22 protein-coding genes are annotated in these 23,478 nt (G+C 71.5%); 16 read left to right on the forward strand and 6 right to left on the reverse strand.

Annotated elements, in window-relative coordinates; all coding sequences use genetic code 11:
• Positions 1 to 139 precede the first annotated feature (139 nt).
• Positions 140 to 1,480, reverse strand: coding sequence for an aspartate--tRNA(Asn) ligase (gene aspS / locus QCD68_RS11115; protein WP_301223052.1), 1,341 nt, complete (start codon positions 1,478 to 1,480; stop codon positions 140 to 142).
• A 273-nt stretch (positions 1,481 to 1,753) separates the two neighbouring features.
• A complete protein-coding gene (locus tag QCD68_RS11120; protein WP_301223053.1) occupies positions 1,754 to 2,152 on the reverse strand; it encodes a MerR family transcriptional regulator in 399 nt (132 codons plus the stop codon).
• A 77-nt stretch (positions 2,153 to 2,229) separates the two neighbouring features.
• On the opposite strand from QCD68_RS11120, the gene QCD68_RS11125 reads away from it, so the two are divergent.
• The 6 genes from QCD68_RS11125 to ccsB all read left to right on the forward strand — a co-directional run bounded on the left by QCD68_RS11125 (position 2,230) and on the right by ccsB (position 8,609).
• The gene (locus QCD68_RS11125; protein WP_301223054.1) at positions 2,230 to 3,720 is read left to right on the forward strand and encodes a SulP family inorganic anion transporter; all 1,491 of its coding nucleotides are present in this window, start codon (positions 2,230 to 2,232) and stop codon (positions 3,718 to 3,720) included.
• A gap of 78 nt (positions 3,721 to 3,798) precedes the next feature.
• On the forward strand, positions 3,799 to 4,455 hold the full coding sequence (locus tag QCD68_RS11130) for a histidine phosphatase family protein (protein WP_290157902.1): 657 nt from the start codon (positions 3,799 to 3,801) through the stop codon (positions 4,453 to 4,455).
• Entirely contained in the window at positions 4,452 to 5,093 is a 642-nt protein-coding gene (locus tag QCD68_RS11135; RefSeq protein ID WP_301223055.1) for a TlpA family protein disulfide reductase, read from the forward strand. The genes QCD68_RS11130 and QCD68_RS11135 overlap by 4 nt, the downstream gene beginning before the upstream one ends.
• Positions 5,094 to 5,096: 3 nt before the next feature.
• A complete protein-coding gene (locus QCD68_RS11140) occupies positions 5,097 to 5,843 on the forward strand; it encodes a cytochrome c biogenesis CcdA family protein (protein WP_111074371.1) in 747 nt (248 codons plus the stop codon).
• Positions 5,827 to 7,596 (forward strand): cytochrome c biogenesis protein ResB, encoded by a 1,770-nt coding sequence (resB, locus tag QCD68_RS11145; protein ID WP_301223056.1) that lies wholly within the window; start codon positions 5,827 to 5,829, stop codon positions 7,594 to 7,596. The genes QCD68_RS11140 and resB overlap by 17 nt, the downstream gene beginning before the upstream one ends.
• Entirely contained in the window at positions 7,593 to 8,609 is a 1,017-nt protein-coding gene (gene ccsB, locus QCD68_RS11150; RefSeq protein WP_441005183.1) for a c-type cytochrome biogenesis protein CcsB, read from the forward strand. Before resB ends, ccsB begins: the two co-directional genes overlap by 4 nt.
• 98 nt (positions 8,610 to 8,707) lie before the next feature.
• On the opposite strand, the gene QCD68_RS11155 is transcribed toward ccsB, so the two are convergent.
• The gene (locus tag QCD68_RS11155; protein WP_301223057.1) at positions 8,708 to 9,721 is read right to left on the reverse strand and encodes an o-succinylbenzoate synthase; all 1,014 of its coding nucleotides are present in this window, start codon (positions 9,719 to 9,721) and stop codon (positions 8,708 to 8,710) included.
• A gap of 149 nt (positions 9,722 to 9,870) precedes the next feature.
• On the opposite strand from QCD68_RS11155, the gene QCD68_RS11160 reads away from it, so the two are divergent.
• The 4 genes from QCD68_RS11160 to QCD68_RS11175 are packed head-to-tail and all read left to right on the forward strand — an operon-like array spanning position 9,871 to position 13,367.
• On the forward strand, positions 9,871 to 10,248 hold the full coding sequence (locus tag QCD68_RS11160; protein WP_221850188.1) for a hypothetical protein: 378 nt from the start codon (positions 9,871 to 9,873) through the stop codon (positions 10,246 to 10,248).
• A gap of 20 nt (positions 10,249 to 10,268) precedes the next feature.
• Positions 10,269 to 11,198 (forward strand): 1,4-dihydroxy-2-naphthoyl-CoA synthase, encoded by a 930-nt coding sequence (locus QCD68_RS11165; RefSeq protein ID WP_290157898.1) that lies wholly within the window; start codon positions 10,269 to 10,271, stop codon positions 11,196 to 11,198.
• Positions 11,198 to 12,334: an AMP-binding protein gene (locus QCD68_RS11170; RefSeq protein ID WP_301223058.1), complete on the forward strand. Its 1,137-nt coding sequence runs from the start codon at positions 11,198 to 11,200 to the stop codon at positions 12,332 to 12,334. Before QCD68_RS11165 ends, QCD68_RS11170 begins: the two co-directional genes overlap by 1 nt.
• Positions 12,335 to 12,362: 28 nt before the next feature.
• The gene (locus QCD68_RS11175; RefSeq protein ID WP_301223059.1) at positions 12,363 to 13,367 is read left to right on the forward strand and encodes a 1,4-dihydroxy-2-naphthoate polyprenyltransferase; all 1,005 of its coding nucleotides are present in this window, start codon (positions 12,363 to 12,365) and stop codon (positions 13,365 to 13,367) included.
• Between the two features lie 41 nt (positions 13,368 to 13,408).
• Here QCD68_RS11175 and QCD68_RS11180 read toward each other — a convergent pair whose 3' ends face one another.
• Entirely contained in the window at positions 13,409 to 13,732 is a 324-nt protein-coding gene (locus tag QCD68_RS11180) for a DUF4229 domain-containing protein (protein ID WP_301223060.1), read from the reverse strand.
• Between the two features lie 82 nt (positions 13,733 to 13,814).
• On the opposite strand from QCD68_RS11180, the gene QCD68_RS11185 reads away from it, so the two are divergent.
• Positions 13,815 to 14,183, forward strand: a complete 369-nt coding sequence (locus tag QCD68_RS11185; RefSeq protein WP_301223061.1) for a PLDc N-terminal domain-containing protein — start codon at positions 13,815 to 13,817, stop codon at positions 14,181 to 14,183.
• Complete coding sequence (gene menD / locus QCD68_RS11190; RefSeq protein ID WP_301223062.1) at positions 14,098 to 15,978, forward strand: 2-succinyl-5-enolpyruvyl-6-hydroxy-3-cyclohexene-1-carboxylic-acid synthase; 1,881 nt, start codon at positions 14,098 to 14,100, stop codon at positions 15,976 to 15,978. Before QCD68_RS11185 ends, menD begins: the two co-directional genes overlap by 86 nt.
• 67 nt (positions 15,979 to 16,045) lie before the next feature.
• Here menD and QCD68_RS11195 read toward each other — a convergent pair whose 3' ends face one another.
• Positions 16,046 to 17,305 carry an isochorismate synthase gene (locus tag QCD68_RS11195; RefSeq protein WP_301223063.1) on the reverse strand — a complete coding sequence of 420 codons (1,260 nt, stop codon included), beginning with the start codon at positions 17,303 to 17,305 and terminating at the stop codon, positions 16,046 to 16,048.
• 91 nt (positions 17,306 to 17,396) lie between these two features.
• Here QCD68_RS11195 and QCD68_RS11200 point away from each other — a divergent pair, with 91 nt between their 5' ends.
• From QCD68_RS11200 to QCD68_RS11215, 4 genes are all read left to right on the forward strand, one after another.
• On the forward strand, positions 17,397 to 18,185 hold the full coding sequence (locus tag QCD68_RS11200) for a demethylmenaquinone methyltransferase (RefSeq protein WP_111074360.1): 789 nt from the start codon (positions 17,397 to 17,399) through the stop codon (positions 18,183 to 18,185).
• A 66-nt stretch (positions 18,186 to 18,251) separates the two neighbouring features.
• Positions 18,252 to 19,328 (forward strand): polyprenyl synthetase family protein, encoded by a 1,077-nt coding sequence (locus QCD68_RS11205; protein WP_253463785.1) that lies wholly within the window; start codon positions 18,252 to 18,254, stop codon positions 19,326 to 19,328.
• 25 nt (positions 19,329 to 19,353) lie between these two features.
• A complete protein-coding gene (locus QCD68_RS11210; protein ID WP_301223064.1) occupies positions 19,354 to 20,730 on the forward strand; it encodes an FAD-dependent oxidoreductase in 1,377 nt (458 codons plus the stop codon).
• 19 nt (positions 20,731 to 20,749) lie between these two features.
• Complete coding sequence (locus QCD68_RS11215) at positions 20,750 to 21,886, forward strand: heparan-alpha-glucosaminide N-acetyltransferase domain-containing protein (RefSeq protein WP_301223065.1); 1,137 nt, start codon at positions 20,750 to 20,752, stop codon at positions 21,884 to 21,886.
• 97 nt (positions 21,887 to 21,983) lie between these two features.
• Here the strand turns inward: QCD68_RS11215 and cls are convergent, their stop codons facing one another.
• Positions 21,984 to 23,444, reverse strand: a complete 1,461-nt coding sequence (gene cls, locus QCD68_RS11220; protein ID WP_301223066.1) for a cardiolipin synthase — start codon at positions 23,442 to 23,444, stop codon at positions 21,984 to 21,986.
• Positions 23,445 to 23,478 lie beyond the last annotated feature (34 nt).

Raw genomic sequence — 23,478 nt, forward strand, 5'->3', positions numbered from 1 at the left:
CTTACTGTTGGTCGGCTGCGTCTGTTGTGTATAAGAGACAGAACCACGGACGTCCGTGGTTCGAGCCGGTTCCTGTTGTGCGACGACAGTCCGCGCCGCGAGCTGCGCCGCGAGGTGCCGCGAGGTGCCGCGGCGCTGCCTACGGGGTCAGGCGCGTCGGGCCACGGAAGAGGTACGTGACCTCGCGGATCGACGGCTCGCCGAGCATGAGCATCAGCACGCGGGCCAGACCCATGCCGAACCCGCCGTGCGGCGGCACGCCGTAGCGGAAGAAGTCGAGGTACCAGCCGAGCTCGGCCGGGTCGAGGCCCTTCTCCTCCGCCTGCGCCGTGAGGACGTCGACACGGTGCTCACGCTGGGCGCCCGTGGAGATCTCGGCGCCGTTGAACAGCAGGTCGTAGCTGTTCGTGAGCGTCGGGTCGTCGGCGTGACGCATGTGGTAGTACGGCCGGATCGAGGCGTCGTAGTCGGTGACGAAGACGAACTCCGACCCGTGGTGCTCCTTGGCCCAGGCGGACACGCGGCGCTCGCCCTCGGGGTCCAGGTCGCCGTCGGCGCGGACGACGTCGTGGCCGCTCTCGGCGACGATCGTCCGGGCCTCGGCCAGGGTCACGCGCGGGAACGGCGTGGACGGGACCTGCAGCTCGAAGCCGAACACCTCTTCGATGTCCCTGCCGTACTTCTCCTTGACGGCGGTGATGCCGGCGACCAGGACCTCTTCGTGCATCGCCATGACGTCCTCGTGGGACTCGATCCACGAGAACTCGGCGTCGACGCTGGTGAACTCGGTCGCGTGGCGCGAGGTGAACGAGGGGTCGGCGCGGAAGGCGTCGGCGATCTCGAACACGGCACCGAAGCCGGCCGGCTGCGCCATCTGCTTGAAGTTCTGCGGCGACTGCGACAGGTACGCGGTGGTCTCGAAGTACTCGAGCTGGAACAGCTCGGCGCGGGACTCCGACGCGGACGCCATCAGCTTCGGGGTGTGGATCTCGATGTAGTCGCGCTCGACCCAATAGGTGCGGAACGCGTGTTCCATCGTCGTCTGGATGCGGAAGATCAGGTTCTGCTTGCGGTTGCGCAGGTCGAGGAAGCGCCAGTCGAGACGCTTGTCGAGCGACGAGTCGTCGGCGATCGGGGTCTCGGGGATGGCGGCGCTGACGACGGTCAGGGTGCCGACCTTGACCTCGAGCCCGCCGAGCTTGACGCGCTCGTCGGCCTTCAGGGTGCCGGTGACGTGGATGAAGGAGCCGTGCGCCAGGCCCGAGATCGTCTCGGTGGTGGCGAGGGCCGCGGCGGAGGCGTCGTCCCCCTCGACTGCTTCACGGGTGGCGGGGTTGACCAGCTGGACGGCGCCGCTCTCGTCGCGGAGGACGACGAACTGCACCTTCTTCTGATCGCGGACGGTCTCGACCCATCCGGCCACGGAGACGGGGCCGTCGGGGAGGCTTGCGAGGTCGGCGATGCGGGTGCGTTCGATCACGGTCGTCGAGTCTACCGGCCGGGCGCGCCCGTGGCGTGCCGGTGGCGAACTCGGTCGGGCTGCGCCTCTCCCTGCACAGCGGCACCGCTCGGAGCGTTCGTCCACAGGGACGACCGGGAGGCCCGCCCCGGCTCCGCCAGGTCCCTACCGTCGTCGTCGTGGCCAGGTCGTGGGAGGACACGGGGCGGGACTCATGACGGAGGGTCCCGGTGCTGCGGCCTGGCCACCCACCCACCCACCCACCCACCCACCGCTGATCGCGGATCGACGGGATCAGACCGACGCGCGCAGCCGCCCCAGGGTCCCGATGAACTCCTCCGCCATCGCGGCACGTTCCAGCAGCTTGGCGTGCCGGGCCCGGGCGTCGTCGAGGAACTCGTCGAGTCGGGCAGCCAGCGCCGCGGCCTCGGTGGGGTCCGCCGTCGCCAGCCCGTCGACGACCCGCAGCAGTCCGGCCATCTCCTCGAGCGTGAACCCGAGGGGCTTCATGCGGCGGATGACGAGCAGGCGCTCGAGGTCCCCGGCCGTGTAGACCCGGAATCCGCCGGACGTCCGACCGCTCGGCACCAGCAGCCCGACTTCGTCGTAGTGCCGGATCGACCGCAGCGACATCCCGGTGCGTTCGGCGAGTTCGCCGATGTGCATGGTGGTGGGGGCGTCCGGGGCGGTCATGTCCGCCATCGTGGCAGAAGCGGTCGTGAGCAGGCTCCGGTCGCGGCAACCCTCACGCGGCGGTAGGGTCGCTCCCGATGTCGATCACCAGCACCGTCCCCGGCGCGCCGAGCGTCCTGTCCGCCCTGCGTTCGCCGCGCCTGCTGACCCGGGAGGTCCTGGCCGGCGTGGTCACCGCGCTCGCCCTGATCCCCGAGGCGATCTCGTTCTCGGTCGTGGCGGGCGTCGACCCGGCCGTCGGGCTCTTCTCCAGCGTGGTCTTCGCGATCGTCATCTCGATCGTGGGTGGCCGTCCGGCGATGATCTCCGCAGCCGCCGGGTCCGTCGCGCTCGTCATCGCCCCGCTGGTCCGCGACCACGGCGTCGCCTACCTGGTGCCGACGATCGTGCTCGGCGGCCTGTTCCAGCTCGTGCTCGGGTTCCTCGGGGTCGCCCGGCTGATGCGCTTCATCCCGCGGAGCGTCAACGTCGCCTTCGTGAACGCGCTCGCGATCCTCATCTTCACCGCGCAGTTGCCCAACCTGTTCGGCCACGACGTCCCGTTCGTCGTCTGGCCCCTGACCGCGCTCGGCATCGGGCTGATCATCGGCGTCCCGTACCTCACCAAGGCGGTCCCGGCGCCGCTCATCGCCGTGGTCGTGATCACCGGCATCACCGTCCTGTTCGGGGTCGCCGTCCCGACCGTCGGCGACGAGGGCGCGCTGCCGACCGCACTGCCCGGGTTCAACGGCGTGACCGTGCCGTTCACGCTCGACACCCTGCGGCTCATCGCGCCGTACGCGTTCGGAGTCGCGATCGTCGGGCTCATCGAGACCCTGCTCACCGCACAGCTCGTCGACGCCGTCACCGAGTCCCGGTCCAGCGCCTGGCGCGAGTCCTGGGGACAGGGCATCGCGAACATCGCCGCCGCCTTCTTCGGCGGCACCGGCGGGTGCGCGATGATCGGCCAGACCGTCGTCAACGTGAAGACCGCCGGCGCCCGGACACGCGTGTCGACCTTCACCGCCGGGGCCGCGATCCTCGTGCTCACGATCGTGCTGCACGACGTGGTCGCCGAGATCCCGATGGCCGCGCTGACCGCTGTCATGCTCATGGTCTGCGTCGCGACATTCGACTGGCACAGCGTCCGACCGCGCACCCTCCGCCGGATGCCGCTGGGGGAGACCGCCGTGATGGTCATCACCGTGCTCGTGGTCCTGGCCACCAACAACCTGGCGACCGGTGTCCTGGCCGGTGTCGTGGTCGCCGCGCTCGTCTTCGCCCGCCGGGTCGCCCACGTCGTGGAGGTCGTCCGCGAACCCGTCGACGAGCACACGGTCCGCTACCGGGTCCGCGGCGCGCTGTTCTTCGCGTCGTCGAACGACCTGGTCACCCGGTTCTCCTACGCCGCGGACCCGGAGCACGTGGTCATCGACATGACCGACGCGCACGTCTTCGACGCCAGCACCGTGGCCGCCCTCGACGGGATCGAGCAGCGGTTCGCCCAGCACGGGTCGACCGTCGAGGTCGTCAACCTGAACACCGGGTCGACCGCCCTGCACGGACGGCTCTCCGGCCACCTCGGCTGACGGCGCACTGAACAGGTGTGCAGCCGTGGATCTGCTGAGCGGCGGGTGGGCGAGCAGGACCGACCTACACTGGAACCCATGCCCGCGAACACGATCCACCTCGTGCGGCACGGCGAGGTCCACAACCCCGACCGTGTCCTCTACGGGCGGCTCCCGGGCTTCGGTCTGAGCGAGCTCGGCACCCGGATGGCCGCCACCTCCGCCGCCGCCTGGAAGGACGCCGGGGTCGACGTCCGCGCGATCGTTGCCTCGCCGCTCCAGCGCACGCAGGAGTCCGCTGCTCCCTGGTCGGCCGCCTACGGTCTCGACGTCCGGCTCGACGAACGCCTCATCGAGCCGACGAACCGGTACGAGGGACAGCCTCCCGGGTTCACCAAGCGCTCCGTCCGACGCCCGACCGAATGGCCGTGGATCGCGAACCCCTGGCGACCGAGCTGGGGCGAGGCGTACGAGTCGATCGCGAACCGCATGCTCGCCGCGGTCACCACCGCCTGGGAGAGCGTCGACGGCGGGGACGTCGTCCTCGTCAGTCACCAACTCCCGATCTGGATGGTGCACCGTCGCCTGGCGGGGGAGCCGCTCTGGCACGACCCGCGCAAGCGCCGGTGCGACCTGTCCAGCATCACGAGCCTCCAGCGGGTACCCGACACCGCCGCCGGTCGTTTCACCGAGGTCGGGTACGCGGACCCGGCGGCCGACCTCCGCGGGTCAGCCGTCGACGAAGGAGCAGTGTGACCAGCACGACCCGAACGAACCGCACTCGCGCCACGCGCCTCCGGACCGCCGGGGCCGCCGCGATCGCCCTCGCCGCCGCGATCGCGCTGGTGGGGTGCAGCTCCGCCAACGACGGCCTCGCCGCGCAGTACGGCAAGGGCAACACCCAGAACTACATCTCCGGCACCGGCGCGGTGACCGAGGTCGCGGTCGACAAGCGGACCGACCCGATCGACTTCACCGCGAAGTCCATGGACGGCGACGAGCTGTCCGCGAAGGCCATGCGTGGCGACGTCGTGGTCATCAACTTCTGGTACGCCGGCTGCCCGCCCTGCCGCGCCGAAGCCGGGTACCTCAACACGGTGCAGGACGAGTTCGCCGACGACGACGTGCACTTCATCGGCGTCAACGTCCGCGACGAAGCCGGCACCGCGAAGGCGTTCGAACGGAAGTTCGGCGTCGACTACCCGACCGTGCTCGACGCCCGCAGCGGCACCATGCAGCTCGCGCTCTCCGGCGACATCGCCCCGAACGCCGTGCCGACCACGATCGTCCTCGACAAGAAGGGCCGGGTCGCCGCCCGCGTGCTCGGCGCCGTCGACGGTCCGAGCATCCTGAAGACCCTGGTGGACGACGAGCTCACCGGCAAGGCGTCCTGACCCGTGTCCAGCGGGAACCCCTTCGCCGACGCGATCTTCAGCGGGCAGCTCCTCATCGGCCTGCCGGTGGCGGCGCTCGCCGGACTGGTGTCCTTCCTGTCGCCGTGCGTCCTGCCGCTCGTGCCGGGCTACCTCGGCTACGTCAGCGGCATCGCGGACGGCAGCCGGCACTCCCGCGGCCGGGTGCTGCTCGGCGTGCTGTTGTTCGTGCTCGGCTTCACGGTCGTCTTCGTCCTCGGGTCCGCGGCCGCCGGCGCCGTGGGCTTCTGGCTGGTGCGCTGGCGTGACCTCATCGTCCAGCTCATGGGCATCGTGGTGATCGCGATGGGCCTGGTGTTCATCGGGCGGTTCACGTTCCTGCAGCGGACCGTCAAGACGAACTTCACCCCGCGCACCGGCCTGCTCGGCGCCCCGCTGCTCGGCATCGTGTTCGCTCTCGGGTGGACCCCCTGCATCGGCCCGACCCTGGCGGCCATCAACCTCATCAGCTTCCAGTCCGGCAGCGCCTGGCAGGGCGTCGTGCTCGGCATCGCGTACTGCATCGGGCTCGGCGTGCCGTTCCTGCTCGTCGCCCTCGGCGCCGGCTGGGCCTCGGGCGCGATCGGTGTCGTCAAGCGGCACATGCGCACCGTCAACATCATCGGAGGAGCGATCCTGATCGTCATCGGTCTGCTCATGGTCACCGGCATCTGGTCGGCCGTCATGTCGAGCGTCGGGGCGGTGATCCAGAGCTATGTCCCCGCGGTCTGACACCGACCAGGACGACGTGACGGACGCCGGCACCACCGGCACCGACAGCGCGTCCGACCCGCAGCGCCCGTCCGACCACGTCGACGGCACGCCCGTCGTCTCGACCACCGCCGACGGCATCGCGCAGCCGAAGCTCGGGCTGGTCGGCTACCTCCGGTTCGCCTGGCGGCAGCTGACGAGCATGCGCACGGCGCTCTTCCTGCTGCTGCTCCTCGCCCTCGCGGCGATCCCGGGTTCGCTCGTCCCGCAGACGCAGGCGGACCCGAACGGCGTCACGCAGTACAAGAACAGCCACCCGCAGCTGACCCCGGTGCTCGAGAAGCTGCAGGTGTTCGACACCTACACCTCGGTGTGGTTCTCGGCGATCTACCTGCTCCTCTTCATCTCGCTCATCGGCTGCATCGTGCCGCGTACTCGGCACCACTGGCAGGCACTCCGCACCCGGCCGCCGAAGACCCCGGCGCGGCTCGGCCGCCTGGCCGGCTTCCGGTCGGTGACGATCAGCGCGGCAACGATGGGCGGCGCGACCGTGGGCGGCCAGACGGTCGGCAGCGCGGCGGGCGCGGCCACGGGCCTCCCGTCCGTCGACCACGCGGTGACGACGGCCATGACCCAGCTGAAGAAGTCGGGCTACCGCGTCGAGCGGTTCGGCGACTCCGTCAGCGCCGAACGCGGCTACCTGCGGGAGACCGGCAACCTGGTCTTCCACTCCGCGCTCGTCGGCGTGCTGCTCGCGGTCGGTCTGGGCGGTGGGTTCAGCTACACCGGACAGCGGCTGCTGGTCGAGGGGCAGTCGTTCACCAACGTCATCGGCGCGTACGACTCGTTCAACCCCGGACGCTGGTTCTCGCCGAAGGACCTCACGCCCTACAACCTGACGCTCGACAAGTTCACGACGAAGTACGAGGAGCGCAACCTCGACGCGTTGGGGCAGGCGACCGACTACTCGGCCACCGTCTCCGCGCGCCTGAAGGACGGCACCGCGAAGACCAGTCGTCTCGGCGTCAACGAGCCGCTGTCGATCGGGGGGACGAACGTCTACCTGCTCGGCAACGGCTACGCGATGCAGGTCACCGTCCGCGACGGCAAGGGCAACGTGGCGTTCCAGGACGTCGTGCCGTTCCTGCCGGACGACGCGAACTACACCTCCACCGGCGTCATCAAGGTGCCCGACGCGTCACCCGACCAGCTCGGCCTGATCGGGTTCTTCTACCCGACCGCGGTGCAGCAGACGAGCGGCACGAACGCCGGTGCGTTCACCTCGAACTACCCGGACACCAAGAACCCGATGCTGTCGCTGCAGGTGTACACGGGCAACCTCGGCCTCGACGACGGCGTGCCGCAGAGCGTCTACCAGCTCTCGACGAAGGGCCTGCAGCAGATCGCGGGCCGGCAGTCGGACACCCCGAGCATCGCGATGAAGCCCGGTCAGACGAAGCAGCTGCCGGACGGCGCCGGCTCGATCACGTTCGACGGGGTCAAGCGGTACGTGTCCCTCGACGTGCACCACGACCCGTCGCAGCTCTGGGTCGCCTTCTTCGCGATCCTGTCGGTCCTGGGCCTGCTCACCTCGCTCTTCGTCCCGCGCCGACGCGTGTGGGTGAAGGCGGTACGGAAGCCCGGTGCCGAGGACGGCGAGTTCGACCTCGAGTACGCCGGGCTCGCGCGCGGTGAGGACCCCAACCTCGAACGCGCGGTGGCGGACATCGCCCAGAAGCACATGTCGGACCTCGGAGTTAGGATCAGCAAGTGAACACGACGACCCTTGCGACCTACTCGGTCGTGCTGACGTACTCCGCGATGGCGGTCTACGTCATCGCGTTCATCTCCTTCGCGCTCGACATGGCGAAGCGAGCCGGCGACGTCGGGCTCGAGACCACCCGCGGCGGTTCGGCCTCGGACCGTGACGACGCCAGCGTCGCCACGGTCGCGACCGTCCAGGGCGGCACCGTCGTCCTCGAGCGCGTGCAGCAGAAGCGCGCGGGCGACGACGTCAGCGGCGGCCGCGGCCAGCGCGGCTCGAAGTTCGAGCGCGTCGGCATGGCCATGACGATCCTGGCCCTCGTCGTCCACATCGGTGCGATCGTGCTCCGCGGCATCGCGGCCGACCGTGTGCCGTGGGGCAACATGTTCGAGTTCTCGCTGACCGGCACCGGCCTGATCATCGCGGTCTTCCTGCTCGTGCAGTTCTGGCAGGACCTCAAGTTCCTCGGGGTGTTCATCACCGGCCTGGTGATCATCCTGCTCGGGATCGCCACGGTGAACTACTACGTGCCGGTGCGCCCGCTGGTGCCCGCGCTCGAGTCCTACTGGCTCGTCATCCACGTCTTCGTCGCGATCGCGGGCACCGGGTTCTTCGCCCTCGGCGCCGGGCTCGCGGTCTCGCAGCTGGTCCAGACCTACCGCCAGGGCCGTCCGGTCTCGCGCCGACTGCGCTTCATGGAGACGCTGCCCGACGCCGACCGGCTCGAGGTGCTCAGCTACCGGGTGATCCTGGTCGGCTTCGTCCTCTGGACCTTCACGCTCATCGCCGGTGCGATCTGGGCCGAGCGGGCCTGGGGTCGCTACTGGGGCTGGGACACGAAGGAGGTCTGGACGTTCATCATCTGGACCCTCTACGCCGGCTACATCCACGCGCGGGCGACCCGCGGGTGGCGTGGCGCGCGGTCCTCGTGGCTGGCCCTCATCGGCTTCGCGGCCGTGATGTTCAACTTCTCGGTCGTCAACGTCTTCTTCAAGGGGCTGCACAGCTACTCCGGTCTGTGATCGATCAGGGTCTGTGACCCCCCGGACGCGACCACGGGACGGACGGGAGGCCCGACACCAGCTGGTGTCGGGCCTCCCGTCCGTCGTGTGGTGCGGCCCTATGGCCGCGCTGCGAGCAGCGCGTGCACCCGACCGAGCCGCGCCAGCCACCACGCGGTGCGCTCGGGGGAGGCCGCCCACCGGTCGAGGAGGTCCGGGTCCGGTTCGACCCGCCGCACCGCGATCCGGCCGCCGACGGGCAGGAGCGGGTCGGCGGTGACGTCGCCGGTGAACATGGCCGCGGTGCCGAGGCCCGCCGCGTACCCGGCAGCCATCGCACGCGAGGCCAGGAACGCCCCCATGCCGAGCCCGATCGAGGTGTCGATCGCGCTGGAGACCACGCAGGGCAGCCCGGCCTCGGCGATGACGGCCTGCGCGGCGGTGACCCCGCCGAGGGGCTGTGCCTTGACGACGAGCACGTCCGCGGCTCCTGCGCGGGCGACGGCGAGCGGGTCGGAGGCCTTCCGGACGCTCTCGTCGGCGGCGATCCGGACGCCCAGTCCGGCCACCCGGGTGCGGAGTGCGGCGAGGTCCGCCACCGTTGCGACCGGCTGCTCGGCGTACTGCAGCCGGAAGGGCGCCAGGCGTTCCAGGGCGGCGGTGGCCTGCTCGAGGTCCCACAGCCCGTTCGCGTCGACGCGGACCTCGGCGTCGTCACCCATCGCGCGACGGACCGCGGCGACCCGGGCGACGTCGTCCTCGATGCCCGTGCCGGGTTCGGCGACCTTCACCTTCGCGGTGGTGCAGCCGGGGTAGCGGCGGAGCAGGTCGGCGACGTCCTCGGCGGCGATCGCGGGGACCGTGGCGTTGACGGGAACGCTGTCCGCGCCGGGCTCGTGTCGGGTCCAGCCGAAGTCGATCGCGGCACGGAGCCACGCGGTGGCCTCGCCGTCGTCGTACTCCACGAAGGGGGAGAACTCGGTCCACCCCTCGGGTCCGCGGAGCACGAGCGCCTCGCGCACGGTGATGCCGCGGAACCGGACCCGCATCGGCAGGGCGACGACCCGGGCGGTCGCGAGCAGGTCAGGCAGATCGGGGACGACGGCGGGAGCGGTCGGGTTCACGGCGGGCACCCCGTCATCTTCGCAGGAGCGCCCAGCCGGCCTCCCGGACTCTCCGAGGGGACCGCCAGGGCAGCGCACTAGCATCGCTGCGGTCGACCACCGGTCGGCCGTGCCGGTGCCGATCAGGGCAGCCGGTCGGGGACGGACGAGGAGGCTCGGTGGCGACGGACGACTTCGCGCGGCTGATGCGTCAGGGCACCGTCGACGTCACCCGGCAGCCCGCAGCTCGGCGTCGGAAGAACCCGATCACCGGCAAGATCGCCCTCGGCCTCGCGGTGGTCGCCGCCGCGGTGGACGCCAGCGCGTTCGCGGTGTTCGTGGGCGGCGACACGACCTTCGCGTTCGGCATCTGCTTCGTCGTGGTGTTCCTGACCCTGGTCGCCGCGGTCCTGGGCTTCATCGCCGCGGTCGGTTCGTTCGGCCGCTGGTACGGGGTCGTCGGCGTGGTCGTGGCGTTCTTCGCCAACCCGGTGATCCTCATCGTCCTGCTCGTCATCGTCGCTCCGGAGATGCTCTCCGGCATGGGCGCCAGCTAGCCCGGCGGTAGGTTCGGAGCATGCCCTCTGCCGTCTCCGACCTGTTCGACCCCGACGTCTGGACCACCGCCCCGATCGCCGAGCGGTTCACCGACATCACGTACCACAAGCACGTCTCCGGCGGCATGGTGCGCGTCGCCTTCGACCGCCCGGAGGTCCGCAACGCCTTCCGCCCGCGGACCGTCGACGAGCTGTACCGCGCGCTCGACGACGCCCGCCAGGACCCGCGCGTCGGGGTAGTGCTGCTGACCGGCAACGGCCCGAGCCCGAAGGACGGCGGCTGGGCGTTCTGCTCCGGCGGCGACCAGCGGATCCGGGGCCGGAGCGGCTACCAGTACGTCGGCGACGAGGGCGCGCCGCCCGAGGGTGTCGACCCCGCCGCCGCGCAGGCCTCGATGGGCCGGCTGCACATCCTCGAGGTCCAGCGACTCATCCGGATGATGCCGAAGGTCGTCATCGCGGTCGTGCCGGGGTGGGCCGCCGGTGGTGGGCACTCGCTGCACGCGATCTGCGACCTCACGATCGCCAGCGCCGAGCACGGCAAGTTCAAGCAGACCGACGCCGACGTCGGGTCGTTCGACGGCGGCTACGGCAGCGCCTACTACGCCAAGCAGATCGGCCAGAAGCTCGCGCGCGAGGTCTTCTTCCTGGCCGAGGAGTACTCCGCGCAGCGCGCGTACGAGATGGGCGCCGTCAACAGGGTCGTGCCGCACGAGGACCTGGAACGCGAGGCGATCCGCTGGGGCGAGACGATCCTCGGCAAGTCGCCGACGGCGATCCGGATGCTGAAGTACGCCTTCAACGCAGTCGACGACGGCATGGTCGGCCAGCAGGTCTTCGCGGGTGAGGCCACGCGCCTCGCCTACGGCACGGACGAGGCCGTCGAGGGTCGCGACTCGTTCCTCGAGAAGCGCTCGCCCGACTGGACCGCGTTCCCCTGGCACTACTGATGACCCGTCCGCTCGTCGCGGTGAGCGCCGCCGACCCGTCCGCCGTGCTGCGCGGACTGGAGGCGGCACTCGCCGGCGGCCCCGCGCTGCTCCCCGTCGCGACAGGGGCTCCGGCGCTGCCGACACCGCCTCCGGCCGACGTCCCGCGGCGGGTCGCGCTGGTCGTCGAGACGAGCGGCTCCACCGGCACCGGCAAGCGGGTGGCACTGTCCTCGGAGGCGCTGCTCGCAGGGGCGGCCGCCGCGGACGCGGCGCTCGGCGGACCGGGCGGCTGGGTCCTCGCCCTGCCGACGCACTACATCGCCGGGCTCAACGTCCTGACGCGGTCGATCACGGCGGGGACGACACCCGTCGTGCTGCCGACCGGACACTTCGACGCGGCGGCGTTCGCGGACGCCGCCGACCGGCTCGTCGTCGGACCCGCCGCCCCCCGCCGCTACACGTCGCTCGTGCCGGTGCAGCTCGCCCGCGTCCTCGACGACCCGCGTGCGACCGCGGCCCTCGGTCGGTTCGACGCCGTCCTGGTGGGCGGTCAGGCGACCCCGGTGGCCCTCCGTGAGCGAGCCCGAGCGGCGGGCGTCCGCATCGTGACCACCTACGGCGCCAGCGAGACGAGCGGCGGCTGCGTGTACGACGGCGAGCCGCTCGGCACCGTCCGCGCCGAACTCGTCGACGGCGAACTGCAGCTGGCCGGGCCGATGCTCGCCGAGGGCTACCTCGACGACCCGGCCCGGACGGCGTCGGCCTTCACGGAGCGGGACGGGCACCGCTGGTACCGGACCGGGGACGCCGCGACGATCGTGGACGGCCGGATCCGGGTGACCGGACGGCTCGACGACGTCGTCATCTCCGGCGGTGAGAAGGTCCCGCTCGGCGCGGTCGAACGCATCGTCCGCGAACTGCCCGGACAGGACGGCGCCGTCGTCACCCGCCGGGCGTCGGGGGAGTGGGGCGAGGTACCGGTCGTCGTCACCGAGCAGCCCGTCGACCTCCAGGTCGTCCGTGCCCGGGTCGGGGACGCCCTCGGACGTGCCGCCCGTCCGGCCGAGGTGCTCGTCGTGGACCGGATGCCGATGCTGGCGACCGGCAAACCCGACCGGCGTGCGGTGCGGGCGCTGGCCGATCGCGAGGGGTGAGCCCAGCCTCCCGGCCGCGCCGGTACGCTTGGCGGTCGTGGCACGAGCGAAGAACACGACACGTCCGAAGGGCCGGTCCGGCAACCCGGCGAAGGCCGCTGCCCCGCAGCGCACCGCCCGGCGGGCGACCGCACGCGACTGGATCGGCGGGGCGCGTCTGCGCACCCTGACCCTCGGCGTCGTGCCCGTCGTGCTCGGCACCGCCGTGGCCTACGTCGACAGCAAGGCGACCGGTGACTTCGGGGCGTTCCTGGGCGCCGACGCGCACCTGGCGATCGCCCTGCTCGCCCTGGCCGTCGCGCTGTTCCTGCAGATCGGTGTGAACTACAGCAACGACTACTCCGACGGGGTCCGCGGCACGGACGAGTTCCGCGTCGGCCCGGCCCGCCTGACCGGGGCCGGCCTGGCGAAGCCCCGCACGGTGCTCACCGTCGCGCTGACGTTCTTCGGCCTCGCCGCGGTCGCCGGCGTCGTCATCGTGGTGCTCACCCAGCTGTGGTGGCTGCTGCTCGTCGGTGCCGCGGCGATCGTCGCCGCCTGGTTCTACACCGGCGGCAAGAAGCCTTACGGGTACAACGCCCTGGGCGAGGTCTTCGTCTTCGTGTTCTTCGGCCTGGTCGCGGTGCTCGGTACCCAGTACGTGCTCATCGGCCAGGCGACCCTCAGCGGGTGGGCCGCCGCCGTCGCCGCGGGCCTGTTCGCCTGTGCGGTGCTCATGGTGAACAACATCCGCGACATCGGCGAGGACACCGCCGCCGGCAAGCGCACGCTCGCCGTCGTGGTCGGCGACACGGTGGCACGGGTGCTGTTCGCGCTCTTCCTGCTGCTGCCCTACGTCGTGCTGATCTGGTTCGTGCTGCTGTACTTCCGGTCCGGGTTCACGTACTTCTCGCTGCTGCTCGCGCTGCCGGCGCTGCTGATCGGCGTGACCTCACGGAAGCCGCGCGAACTCATCACGGCGCTGCAGCTGTCGTCGTTCTCGGCGTTGGCGTACGGCGTGGTGCTCGGCATCACGCTCGCCGTCCAGCCGTAGCGGTCAGGCCTCGTCCGCGACGTCAGGCCTCGTCGTCGACGTCAGCTCTCGTCGGGGCGCTTCCGGAGCGTGACGTCGGTGTCGGCGGGGGCACCCGCGTCGGAGGCGGTGTGCTCGTCGGCGGTGTCGACGAAGTCGTCCTCGAAGTCGCTGTCCGCATCGCGCTCCGGTCGGGCACGGCGCTCGGCGATGCTGGTGGTCACGGCACTGCGGAGACCCGGCAGCGCGATGTACGACACGAGCAGCCCGATCAACGCGCCACCGATCGCCGCCCAGTACCAGGGCAGCCCGATCACCAGCAGCACGACGAGTGCCACGACGAAGATGCCGAGCCGAGCCAGGGTGTAGACGAGCCACGCTTTCACCCTGCAAGTGTACGGACGCCGGTCTCCACGGTGACCGGACGGAGGCCAGGGCGGTCACAGCCGGCCGGCCTAGGCTTCGAGGATGGTCAGGTTGTGGCTCGTCATCGTCGTCGTCGCCGTGGCGTTCACGGTGTTCGCCCTGATCGACTGCGCCACCATGCCGCGCACCCGGGTCCGGTCGCTGCGCAAGGGGATCTGGGTCCTGCTCATCGTCGTCCTGCCCGTCCTCGGCGGTGTGATGTGGTTCCTGCTCGGCCGGACCCCCGCCGTCCCGCGCGGGAACGGTGGCGGTGGTGCCGGGTACCGTGGTCCCGAAGACGATCCCGACTTCCTCGGTGGCACGACGCCTCCCGGGCGCAAGAGCGATGACAAGGACCAGGACGACGCGACCCTCCGATCCCTCGAAGACCAGTTCCACGACGGCGACGACGACGGCCGCCCCGATCGGTGACGGCACTGCCGGTGACGGCACTGCCGGTGACGGCACTGCCGGTGACCGCGCTGCCGCTGACGGCACCGCCGGTTCCGGCAGCCCCGCGACCGACTTCGCCCTCGCCTTCCTGCAGGAACTCGCCCGCGCCGGCGTGACCGACGTCGTGGTCAGCCCGGGCTCCCGGTCGCAGGCCCTGGCCCTCGCCGCGGTCGCCCTCGAGCGCGCAGGGGGCATCACCGTGCACGTGCGGCTCGACGAGCGCACCGCCGGGTTCTTCGCCCTCGGTCTGGCGATCGAGTCCGGGCGTCCCGCCGCGGTGGTCACGACCTCGGGGACCGCGGTCGTCAACCTGCACCCGGCCGTGCTCGAGGCGCACCACTCCGGCGTGCCGATGATCGTCGTGTCCGCCGACCGTCCGGCCGAACTGCGAGGCATCGGCAGCAACCAGACCACCGTCCAGCCCGGCGTCTTCGGTGCTGCCGTCTCCTTCGTCCGCGACGTCCAGGCGCCGAGCGCACACGGTGTCGACGACGACGCCCGCGCCACCGTCCGGTCCCTGGTGCGCGAAGCCGTCGCCGCCGCTGCCGGGCACGCCGGGCAGCCCGGTCCGGTCCAGCTCGACCTGGCGTTCCGTGAGCCGCTCTCCGCCGGGCTCGACCGGGTCGAGGGTGTCCCCGACGACCAGGTGGACCTGGCGTACGCAACCCGTCGGCCGACCGCGGCGCTGCCGGTCGCCGAGCTGGCTTCGGACGACGAACCCGCCACCGTGGTCATCGCGGGTCACGACGCCGGCGCCGACGCCGAACGGATCGCCTGGGAACTCGGTGCGCCGCTCCTGGCCGAGGTGTCGAGCGGGGCCCGCTTCGGCCGCAACCTCGCCGCCGCCTACCGCGAACTCCTCCGCGACGAGGACTTCGGCGGCCGGGTCCGGCGCGCGGTCGTCCTCGGCCACCCGACGCTCAGCCGCGAGGTCCCGGCGCTCCTGCAGCGCGCGGACGTCGAGACGGTCGTGGTCCGTGGGGCCGGAGCCGACGTCTTCGACCCGGCCCGTGCCTCCCGGCCGGACGCCGCGACGCAGGTCGTCTCGGACGTCCGCGTCACCGGGCGCACCGGACCGGCACACCGTGCATGGGTGGGCCGCTGGGTCGCCGCGAGCCGCTCGCTGCTCGGCGAGGGCGACGCCGGGCCGGACCTCGACGCCAAGCGGTCCGCCGACCGCGCCGAGCGGAACCGGTTCCTCAAGGACGAGGTCGCGCTGCGCCGCCGTCCGGTCGACCGCGCCATGCTCGCCGAGGCGGTGTGGGGCGTCACCTGGCCGCACGACCGCCTGGTGTTCGGGGCATCGCAGATCATCCGCGTCGCCGACATGACCGTCGCGGGCAAGAAGATCCGCGTGCACGCCAACCGGGGTCTGGCGGGCATCGACGGAACGATCTCCACGGCGCTCGGCATCGCGACCGCGCTGGAGGCCGAGTCCGGAGCCGTCGGCACCACGCGTGTCGTGGTCGGGGACCTCACGTTCCTGCACGACCTCGGCGGGCTCGTCACCGGGACGGAAGAGGCACGACCGCGTCTGCAGGTCGTCGTCGGCAACGACGGCGGCGGCGCGATCTTCCGCGGGCTCGAGGTGGCGGCGACCACCGCACCCGAGGACATGCGGCGGATGATGACGACCCCGCAGCACGTCGACGTCGAACGGGTCGTCACCGGCCTCGGGTGGGAGTACCGCCGGGCCGAGACGTGGGGCGACCTGGAACGTGTCCTCACCGACCCGGCCGAGCGTGTCGTCATCGAGGTGCCGTTGGCCGACTGACCGGCCAGCGCAGCCCGGCCAGGGCAGCACGGCCCGGTCAGCGCAGTCTGGTCAGAGCGGCGCGCCCTCAGGCCAGCGCGTCGACGACCGGTCGGAACTTCAGGCGCGTCTCCGCGACCTCCCGTTCCGGCTCGGACCCGGCCACGATCCCGGCGCCGGCCCACGCGCGGACCGTGCCGTCCTCGTCGATCTGCGCGCTCCGCAGCGCGAGCATCCACTCGCCGTCACCGGAGGCCCCCAACCAGCCGACGGGACCGGCGTACCGGCCGCGGTCCACCCCCTCCAACTCGGCGACGAGGCGCACGGCGACGTCGGTCGGGGTGCCGGCGACGGCGGCGGTCGGGTGCAGGGCGTCGGAGACGTCGAGCGCGGTGACGCCGGCGGGCAGGACGGCCTCGACGTCACTGGCCAGGTGCCAGACGTTCGGCAGCTGCAGCCGGAACGGTTCGGGGTCGACCCGCAGGTCCGCGGCGATCGGCTGCAGCGACGCGACCAGGCTCGAGATCGCGAAGGCGTGCTCCTCGAGGTCCTTCGTGCTCGCGGCCAGGGTCTCGGCGGCGACCCGGTCGCTCTCGGCGTCCGTCCCCCGTGCGGCACTGCCGGCGAGGACCCGTGCGGTGAGGGTGCGGCCCTCGGTGCGGGCGAGTGTCTCCGGGGTCGCGCCGATGAGTCCGTCGACGGCGAAGGTCACGCACGTCGGGTAGGCGGCGGCCAGGTCGAGCAACACGGCACGGCGGTCGGCGTCCGGCGGCAGGGTGCCGACCAGGTCGCGGGCCAGGACGACCTTCTGTGCCCGGCCCGCGCGGATGGCGGTGACCGCGGCGGCGACCGAGGCGGCGTAGGCGTCCTCGTCGACCGCGCCGGGGCGCAGTGCGACGGAGACGTGGGGGCCGACGCGGGGGACCGGCACCGAGGTGCTCGTGAAGGGCAGGGGCTCGGGGGTGTCGGTGGTGTCGATCGCGGTGATCCACGCCCGACCCCGCCGACGTCCGACCACGACACGCGGCACGATGAGGACACTCGTTGCGGCGGAGTCGTCGGCGAACGCGAAGGTGCCGAACGCCACCAGGCCACTGCCGCGGAGCCGCACCGGGTCGTCGACGACGGCGGCGGCGACGACCTGTCGCCAGAGTGCGGAGGCATCGCGCATCCGGCTCGGACCGGAGAACTCGAAGCGCAGGGCCTCGCCGATCCCGACGATCCCGTCCCCGCCCCGCACGAAGGCCATCGGGTGCGCGGCGAGCGTGTGGCGGAGGACGGCGCCCGGGTCGTCGAGGATCCGGGTCGAGACCGTGAGCGGCTGGACCGCTGTGGTGGGACGGGTCACGGACCGATGCTACGCGTCAGGGCGCGCCCGGGGTGCGCGGCTCCTGCACGGCTGCCGGGAAGCGTCCGGTCGCGGCCTCTAGGATGACTGGGTGAGCAGAGCGGACATGCAGAAGCGGCCGGACGAAGTGGCGGCCATGTTCGACGACGTCGCAGCGAAGTACGACCTGACCAACGACATCCTGTCGGCGGGCAACGCACCGCTGTGGCGCGTCGCGACGGTGAAGGCCGTCGACCCCCAGCCGGGCGAGCGCGTGCTCGACCTGGCTGCCGGCACCGGGACGAGTTCCGCTGCCCTGGCGAAGAAGGGTGCCGAGGTCACCGCCCTCGACCTGTCGTCGGGCATGATCGCGGTCGGTCGCGAGCGCCACCCCGAGATCACCTTCGTCGAGGGGGACGCCGAACACTTGCCCTTCGCGGACGAGTCGTTCGACGCGGTCACGATCTCGTTCGGGCTGCGCAACGTCAACGACCCGATGCAGGCCCTGACCGAGATGCTCCGGGTGCTCAAGCCCGGCGGCCGTCTCGTGATCTGCGAGTTCTCCACCCCGCCGTTCGCCGCGCTGCGTTTCGGCTACACCACGTACCTCAAGCGGGTCCTGCCCGGCATCGCGAAGCTGTCCAGCAGCAACCCGGCCGCCTACCGCTACCTGGCCGAGTCGATCGAGGCATGGCCGGACCAGCAGGTCCTCAGCCAGTGGCTCCGCGGCGTCGGCTTCACGATGGTCGCGCACCGCAACCTGACCGCCGGCATCGTCGCCCTGCACCGTGGCCGCAAGCCGGTCGAGGGCAGCGTGCGCGAGTCCGCCGCCCGCCGTGCCAAGGCGCGTCGCGAGCACCAGCCCACGGGCGAGCAGCCCCGCGTGGAGCCCGAGGCCTAGGCCAGCGGCCCAGGTCCCCACCGCCACCCCGCGAGTCCACCGCCACCCGCGAGTACGGAGCAGCAGTTGAACCCGAGTGTCCCGGTCGCCCGACGTGCACCGAGTCTCCGAGCGTCCCTCGGCATCGGCGAGCGGCTGTTCGCCACCCCGGCGGACCGTCGTTTCATCGCCGCGGTCGACGACGGGCTCGAGCACGTCGAGCAGGGGCTCGAGGACGCCATGCGTTCCGCCGACACCCTGGCCGACACCACCAGCCGCTACCTGTTGTCGGCGGGTGGCAAGCGGATCCGTCCGACCCTGACCCTGCTCATCGCACAGCTCGGTGACGGCGTGACCGACCACGTGGTCAAGGCAGCCGTCAGCGTCGAGATGACGCACCTGGCGTCGCTGTACCACGACGACGTGATGGACGAGGCCCCGGTGCGCCGCGGTGTCCCGGCCGCCCACGTCACCTACGGCAACAACATCGCGATCCTCACCGGGGACCTGCTCTTCGCCCGCGCCTCGCTCATCACGGCGGACCTCGGGCCCGAGGGCATCCGGATGCAGGCCGAGACCTTCCAGCGCCTGTGCATGGGGCAGCTCCACGAGACCACCGGCCCGCAGCCCGAGGACGACCCGGTCGAGCACTACCTCCAGGTGCTCAGCGACAAGACCGGTTCCCTCATCGCGACCGCTGCCCGCGCCGGCGTGATGTTCTCGGGCGCCGACCGATCCCTGCTCGGGGCCGTCGGCACGTTCGGCGAGAAGGTCGGCGTCGCCTTCCAGCTCGTCGACGACGTGATCGACCTCGCTCCGGCGAAGGACAAGACCGGCAAGATCGCCGGCAACGACCTCCGCGCCGGCGTCGACACGCTGCCCCTGTTGCAGCTCCGTCGTCGTGCCGCCTCGGACCCGGACGCTGCGGCCCTGGTCACCCGCATCGAGCGGGACGTCCGTGACGCCCCGGACGACGCCGTCCACTCGGACGCGTACCAGAGCGCCGTCGCCGAGCTCCGCGACCACGAGGCGACCCGGGCCACCCGTGCCCTCGCCGCGAGCTGGGCCGACGAAGCGGTCACCGCCCTGGCCCCCCTGCCGGACGGCACCGTGAAACGAGCCCTCACCCGGTTCGCGGAGACGGTCGTCGACCGCAGCCGCTGACCTGAACGAAACTGGAGACCGAACAGTGCCCACCCTCCGACTCGCCATCGTCGGCGCCGGTCCGGCCGGCATCTACGCCGCGGACATCCTCCTGCGGGAGGCGCGCGGCTTCGACGTCTCGATCGACCTGTTCGAGCAGCTCCCGGCCCCCTACGGCCTGGTGCGCTACGGCGTCGCGCCCGACCACCCCCGCATCAAGGGCATCATCAACGCCCTCCGCGATGTCCTGGACCGCGGCGACATCCGGATCTTCGGCAATGTCCGCTTCGGCGAGGACATCACCCTCGAGGACCTGAAGCGGCACTACAACGCCGTCGTCTTCTCGACCGGTGCGATCAAGGACGCGGACCTCGACATCCCCGGCATCAACCTCGACGGCTCGTACGGTGCCGCCGACTTCGTCAGCTGGTTCGACGGGCACCCGGACGTCCCGCGCACCTGGCCGCTGACCGCCGAGAGCGTCGCCGTGATCGGCAACGGCAACGTGGCACTCGACGTGTCGCGGATCCTCGCGAAGCACGCCGACGACCTGCTGCCGACCGAGATCCCGGCGAACGTCTACGAGGGACTCAAGGCCTCGCCCGTCACCGACGTGCACGTCTTCGGTCGCCGCGGTCCGGCGCAGGTGAAGTTCACCCCGCTGGAACTCCGCGAACTCGGCGAACTGCGCGACGTCGACATGGTCGTGTACGACGAGGACTTCGACCACGACGAGGCCTCGAAGCTCGCGATCGCCACCAACAAGCAGGTCACCGTCATCGACCGTGTGCTGCAGCAGTGGCGCACGCGCGAGGTCGGCGCGGCCAGCCGTCGCCTGCACCTGCACTTCTACGCCAAGCCGCTCGAACTGCTCGGCGACGACGACGGCGCGCTCCGCGCCATCCGGTACGAGCGCACCCGTCCGGACGGCCAGGGTGGTGTCGAGGGCACCGGTGAGATCCGCGAGGTCCCGATCCAGGCCCTCTACCGCGCGGTCGGCTACGTCGGCTCACCCCTGCCCGGGGTGCCGTTCGACGAGCGCTACGGCGTCATCCCGAACCACGAGGGCCAGGTGCTGGACACCGACGGCAACCGGATCCCCGGCGTGTACGCCACGGGATGGATCAAGCGCGGCCCGGTCGGCCTGATCGGACACACCAAGTCCGACGCGATGGAGACCGTGCAGCACGTGGTCACCGACCAGGGCACCTGGTGGAGCCCGGAGGACCCGTCCGAAGCGGCGATCCCGGCACTGCTCCGCGAGCGCGGCGTCGAATTCACGGACCTCGACGGCTGGCACGCCCTCGACCAGCACGAGATGGCGCTCGGCGAGCCGCAGGGTCGGGCCCGGGTCAAGGTCGTGCCGCGCGACGAGATGATCGACGTCTCGCTGCGCCGTTCGCACGCCGACTCGCAGTCCTGACCCGGTCGCGGGTCAGCGCATGACGACACAGCGCCCGGTACCCCGGCTCGGGGTGCCGGGCGCTGCGTCGTCCGATCGGCTCGTCGGGGTCGACGTGGCCCGGTCGCTCGCCCTGTTCGGCATGATGGCCGCCCACGTCGGCGACGTCTCCGAGAACGTCGACTGGGCCGACCCGACGAGCCTCGGTGCCGTCGTGAACGGCCGGTCCGCGGCGCTGTTCGCGGTGCTCGCCGGGGTCTCCATCGGACTGGTGAGCGGCCGCGACCGCCCGCCCGGGCCACCCGCGATCGGCCGGGTCCGCGCACGTCTGGCACTCCGAGCCGTCGTGGTCGTCGTCGTCGGGCTGCTCCTGATGGCACTGCAGACGCCCGTGTACGTCGTCCTGCCCACCTACGGCGCCCTGTTCCTGCTGGCCCTGCCCGTCCTCCGCTGGCGTCCGTGGGCACTGCTCCTGCTCGCCGTCGGCTGCGCGGTCGCGTCGGCTCCGGTCGCGCTGGCGATCGTGCCGCTCTACGCCGACGCCGACATGTTCGGCGTGCAGCTCGGGCTCGTCTACCCCGTCGTCACCTTCTGGACGTACGTCCTGGTCGGACTCGCGGTCGCGCGGTCACGGCCGGGAGGCGCGGTGCGGCAGGTCCTGCTCCTCGCGTCCGGCACCGTGGTTGCGACCGCCGCCTACGTCGTCGGGAACGCCGCCGCACCGATCCCGTTCGACACCACGTACGCGTTCCCCGGCGTGCCCTTCGTGCCGTCCCGCTCCGATGCCGGTCAGGCGTTCGCCCAGGTGTTCCTGTCGCCGCGGGACCACTCGTCCTCGATCGTCGACGTCGTCGGCACCGCTGCCGTCGCCGTGGCCGTGATCGCGCTGTGCCGCCTGCTCGTCGACGGACACGGGCCGCTCGTCACCCGGATCGCGTTCCCGCTGGCCGCCGTCGGGTCGATGCCGCTCACCGTCTACGCGCTGCACCTCGTCGTGATCGCCGCGTGGCCGGAGATGCCGCAGGGACCGACGACGTGGTGGGCCTTCGTCGTCGGCTCAGTGCTGTTCGCGATGCTCTGGCGCCGGTTCCTCGGCCGTGGCCCACTCGAGCGGCTGACGGCGCGGATCGCCTCGGCGGTGCCCGCACCCGCGCCGGGGCCGGCACCACGCGCCTGACCGTGCGGTCCGCTCCGGCGACCGCGCGCCGGGCGTGACCCGCGGGGCGGTCGGGGGACGGGCCTCCCGGCCGACAGACCGGCTCGGCGGCCGGCCGCTACTGCAGCGCCGCGGTGAGCCGCGCGACGTTGTCGAACACCCTCGACCGACGCGGGCGGGTCAGCCACTCGTCCAGCGTCAGCTGGCGGCTGGCCGCACGGTAGTCGTCCTGGACGTCCCGGAGCGCGTCCACGAAGGACTTCCCACGCACCATCACCGAGATCTCCAGGTTCAAGGTGAACGAGCGCATGTCCATGTTCGACGACCCGATCACCGCGACGTCGTCGTCGATCGTGAAGTGCTTCGCATGCAGCACCGTCGGCGCACGGTACAGCCAGATCTTCACACCGGCCCGGAGCAGCCCCTCGTAGTAGGAACGCTGCGCGTGCCAGGTCATCGCGTGGTCGCCGATCTCGCCGACGAACAACTCGACCTCGACCCCGCGCTGTGCGGTCGTCGTGATCGCGTAGAGCATCGAGTCGTCGGGCACGAAGTACGGCGACGTGATCGACACCCGCTCCTGCGCCGAGTACAGCAGCGCGTTGAACAGGCGCAGGTTGTTCTCGCCGTCGAAGCCCGGGCCGGACGGCACCACCTGGCAGTCCAACGCGTCCGCCCGGTCTGCGCGGTGCACCGGGTCGCTCTCACGGAGCAGCAGCTCGTCGGTCTCGCTGTACCAGTCTGTGACGAACAGCGCGTTGATGCCCGCGACGACCGGCCCCTCGAACCGGGCGAACAGGTCGCGCCACCTGAGACCGCGCTCGATGTTCGCCTTCGTGTCGTAGGAACGGTCGATGAGGTTCTGCGACCCCGTGAACGCGACCGAGCCGTCGACGACCAGGATCTTCCGGTGGTTGCGGAGGTCCGGGCGCTGGAACTTCCCCTCCATCGGCAACAGCGGCAGCATCAGGTGCCACTCGATGCCGGCGGCGTCGAGGAACGCCAGGGTGTCCTTGAAGTACGGGTACCCCCGGCTCGCCCAGTGGTCCATGAGGAAGCGGACCGTCACCCCACGGGCCTGCGCCCGCGCCAAGGACTCGAAGAACGGCCGCGTGGTGTCGTCGAGGGACGCGATGTAGAACTCGACGTGCACGAACCGCCGAGCGGCGTCGACGGCGTGCGTCATCTCGGCGAAGGCGTCGTCGTAGTGCGGGTACAGCTCGGCCTGGTTGCCACCGACCAGCGGCATCGCGCCGAGCTCGCGGTTCAGTCGGGTGATGCTCTCCAGCCACGCGGGCCACGGGTGGTCACGACGCACCCGCTCGATGCCCTCGGTCTGCTCGAGGATGTAGCGGTTGATCTCGGTCTGCTTCTCACGGCGCGACCGCGGCAGCTTCGTCGACCCGAGCACCAGGAAGAGGATGAATCCGATGTAGGGGATGAGGAAGATCGCCAGCAACCAGCCCGTCGCCGTCTGCGGCTTCCGGTCGATCGGGACGTAGACGAGGGAGAAGGCGCGGATCGCCAGGTCCAACAGGACCAGGATGATGATCAACGCGACGACGAGCCAGTGCTCCACGGTGCGGGTCGGTGTCTGCGCGGGGGAGCGCGGG

It is taken from the genome of Curtobacterium sp. PsM8 (assembly GCF_030433875.1).
In the GTDB taxonomy this organism is placed as follows: Bacteria; Actinomycetota; Actinomycetes; order Actinomycetales; family Microbacteriaceae; genus Curtobacterium.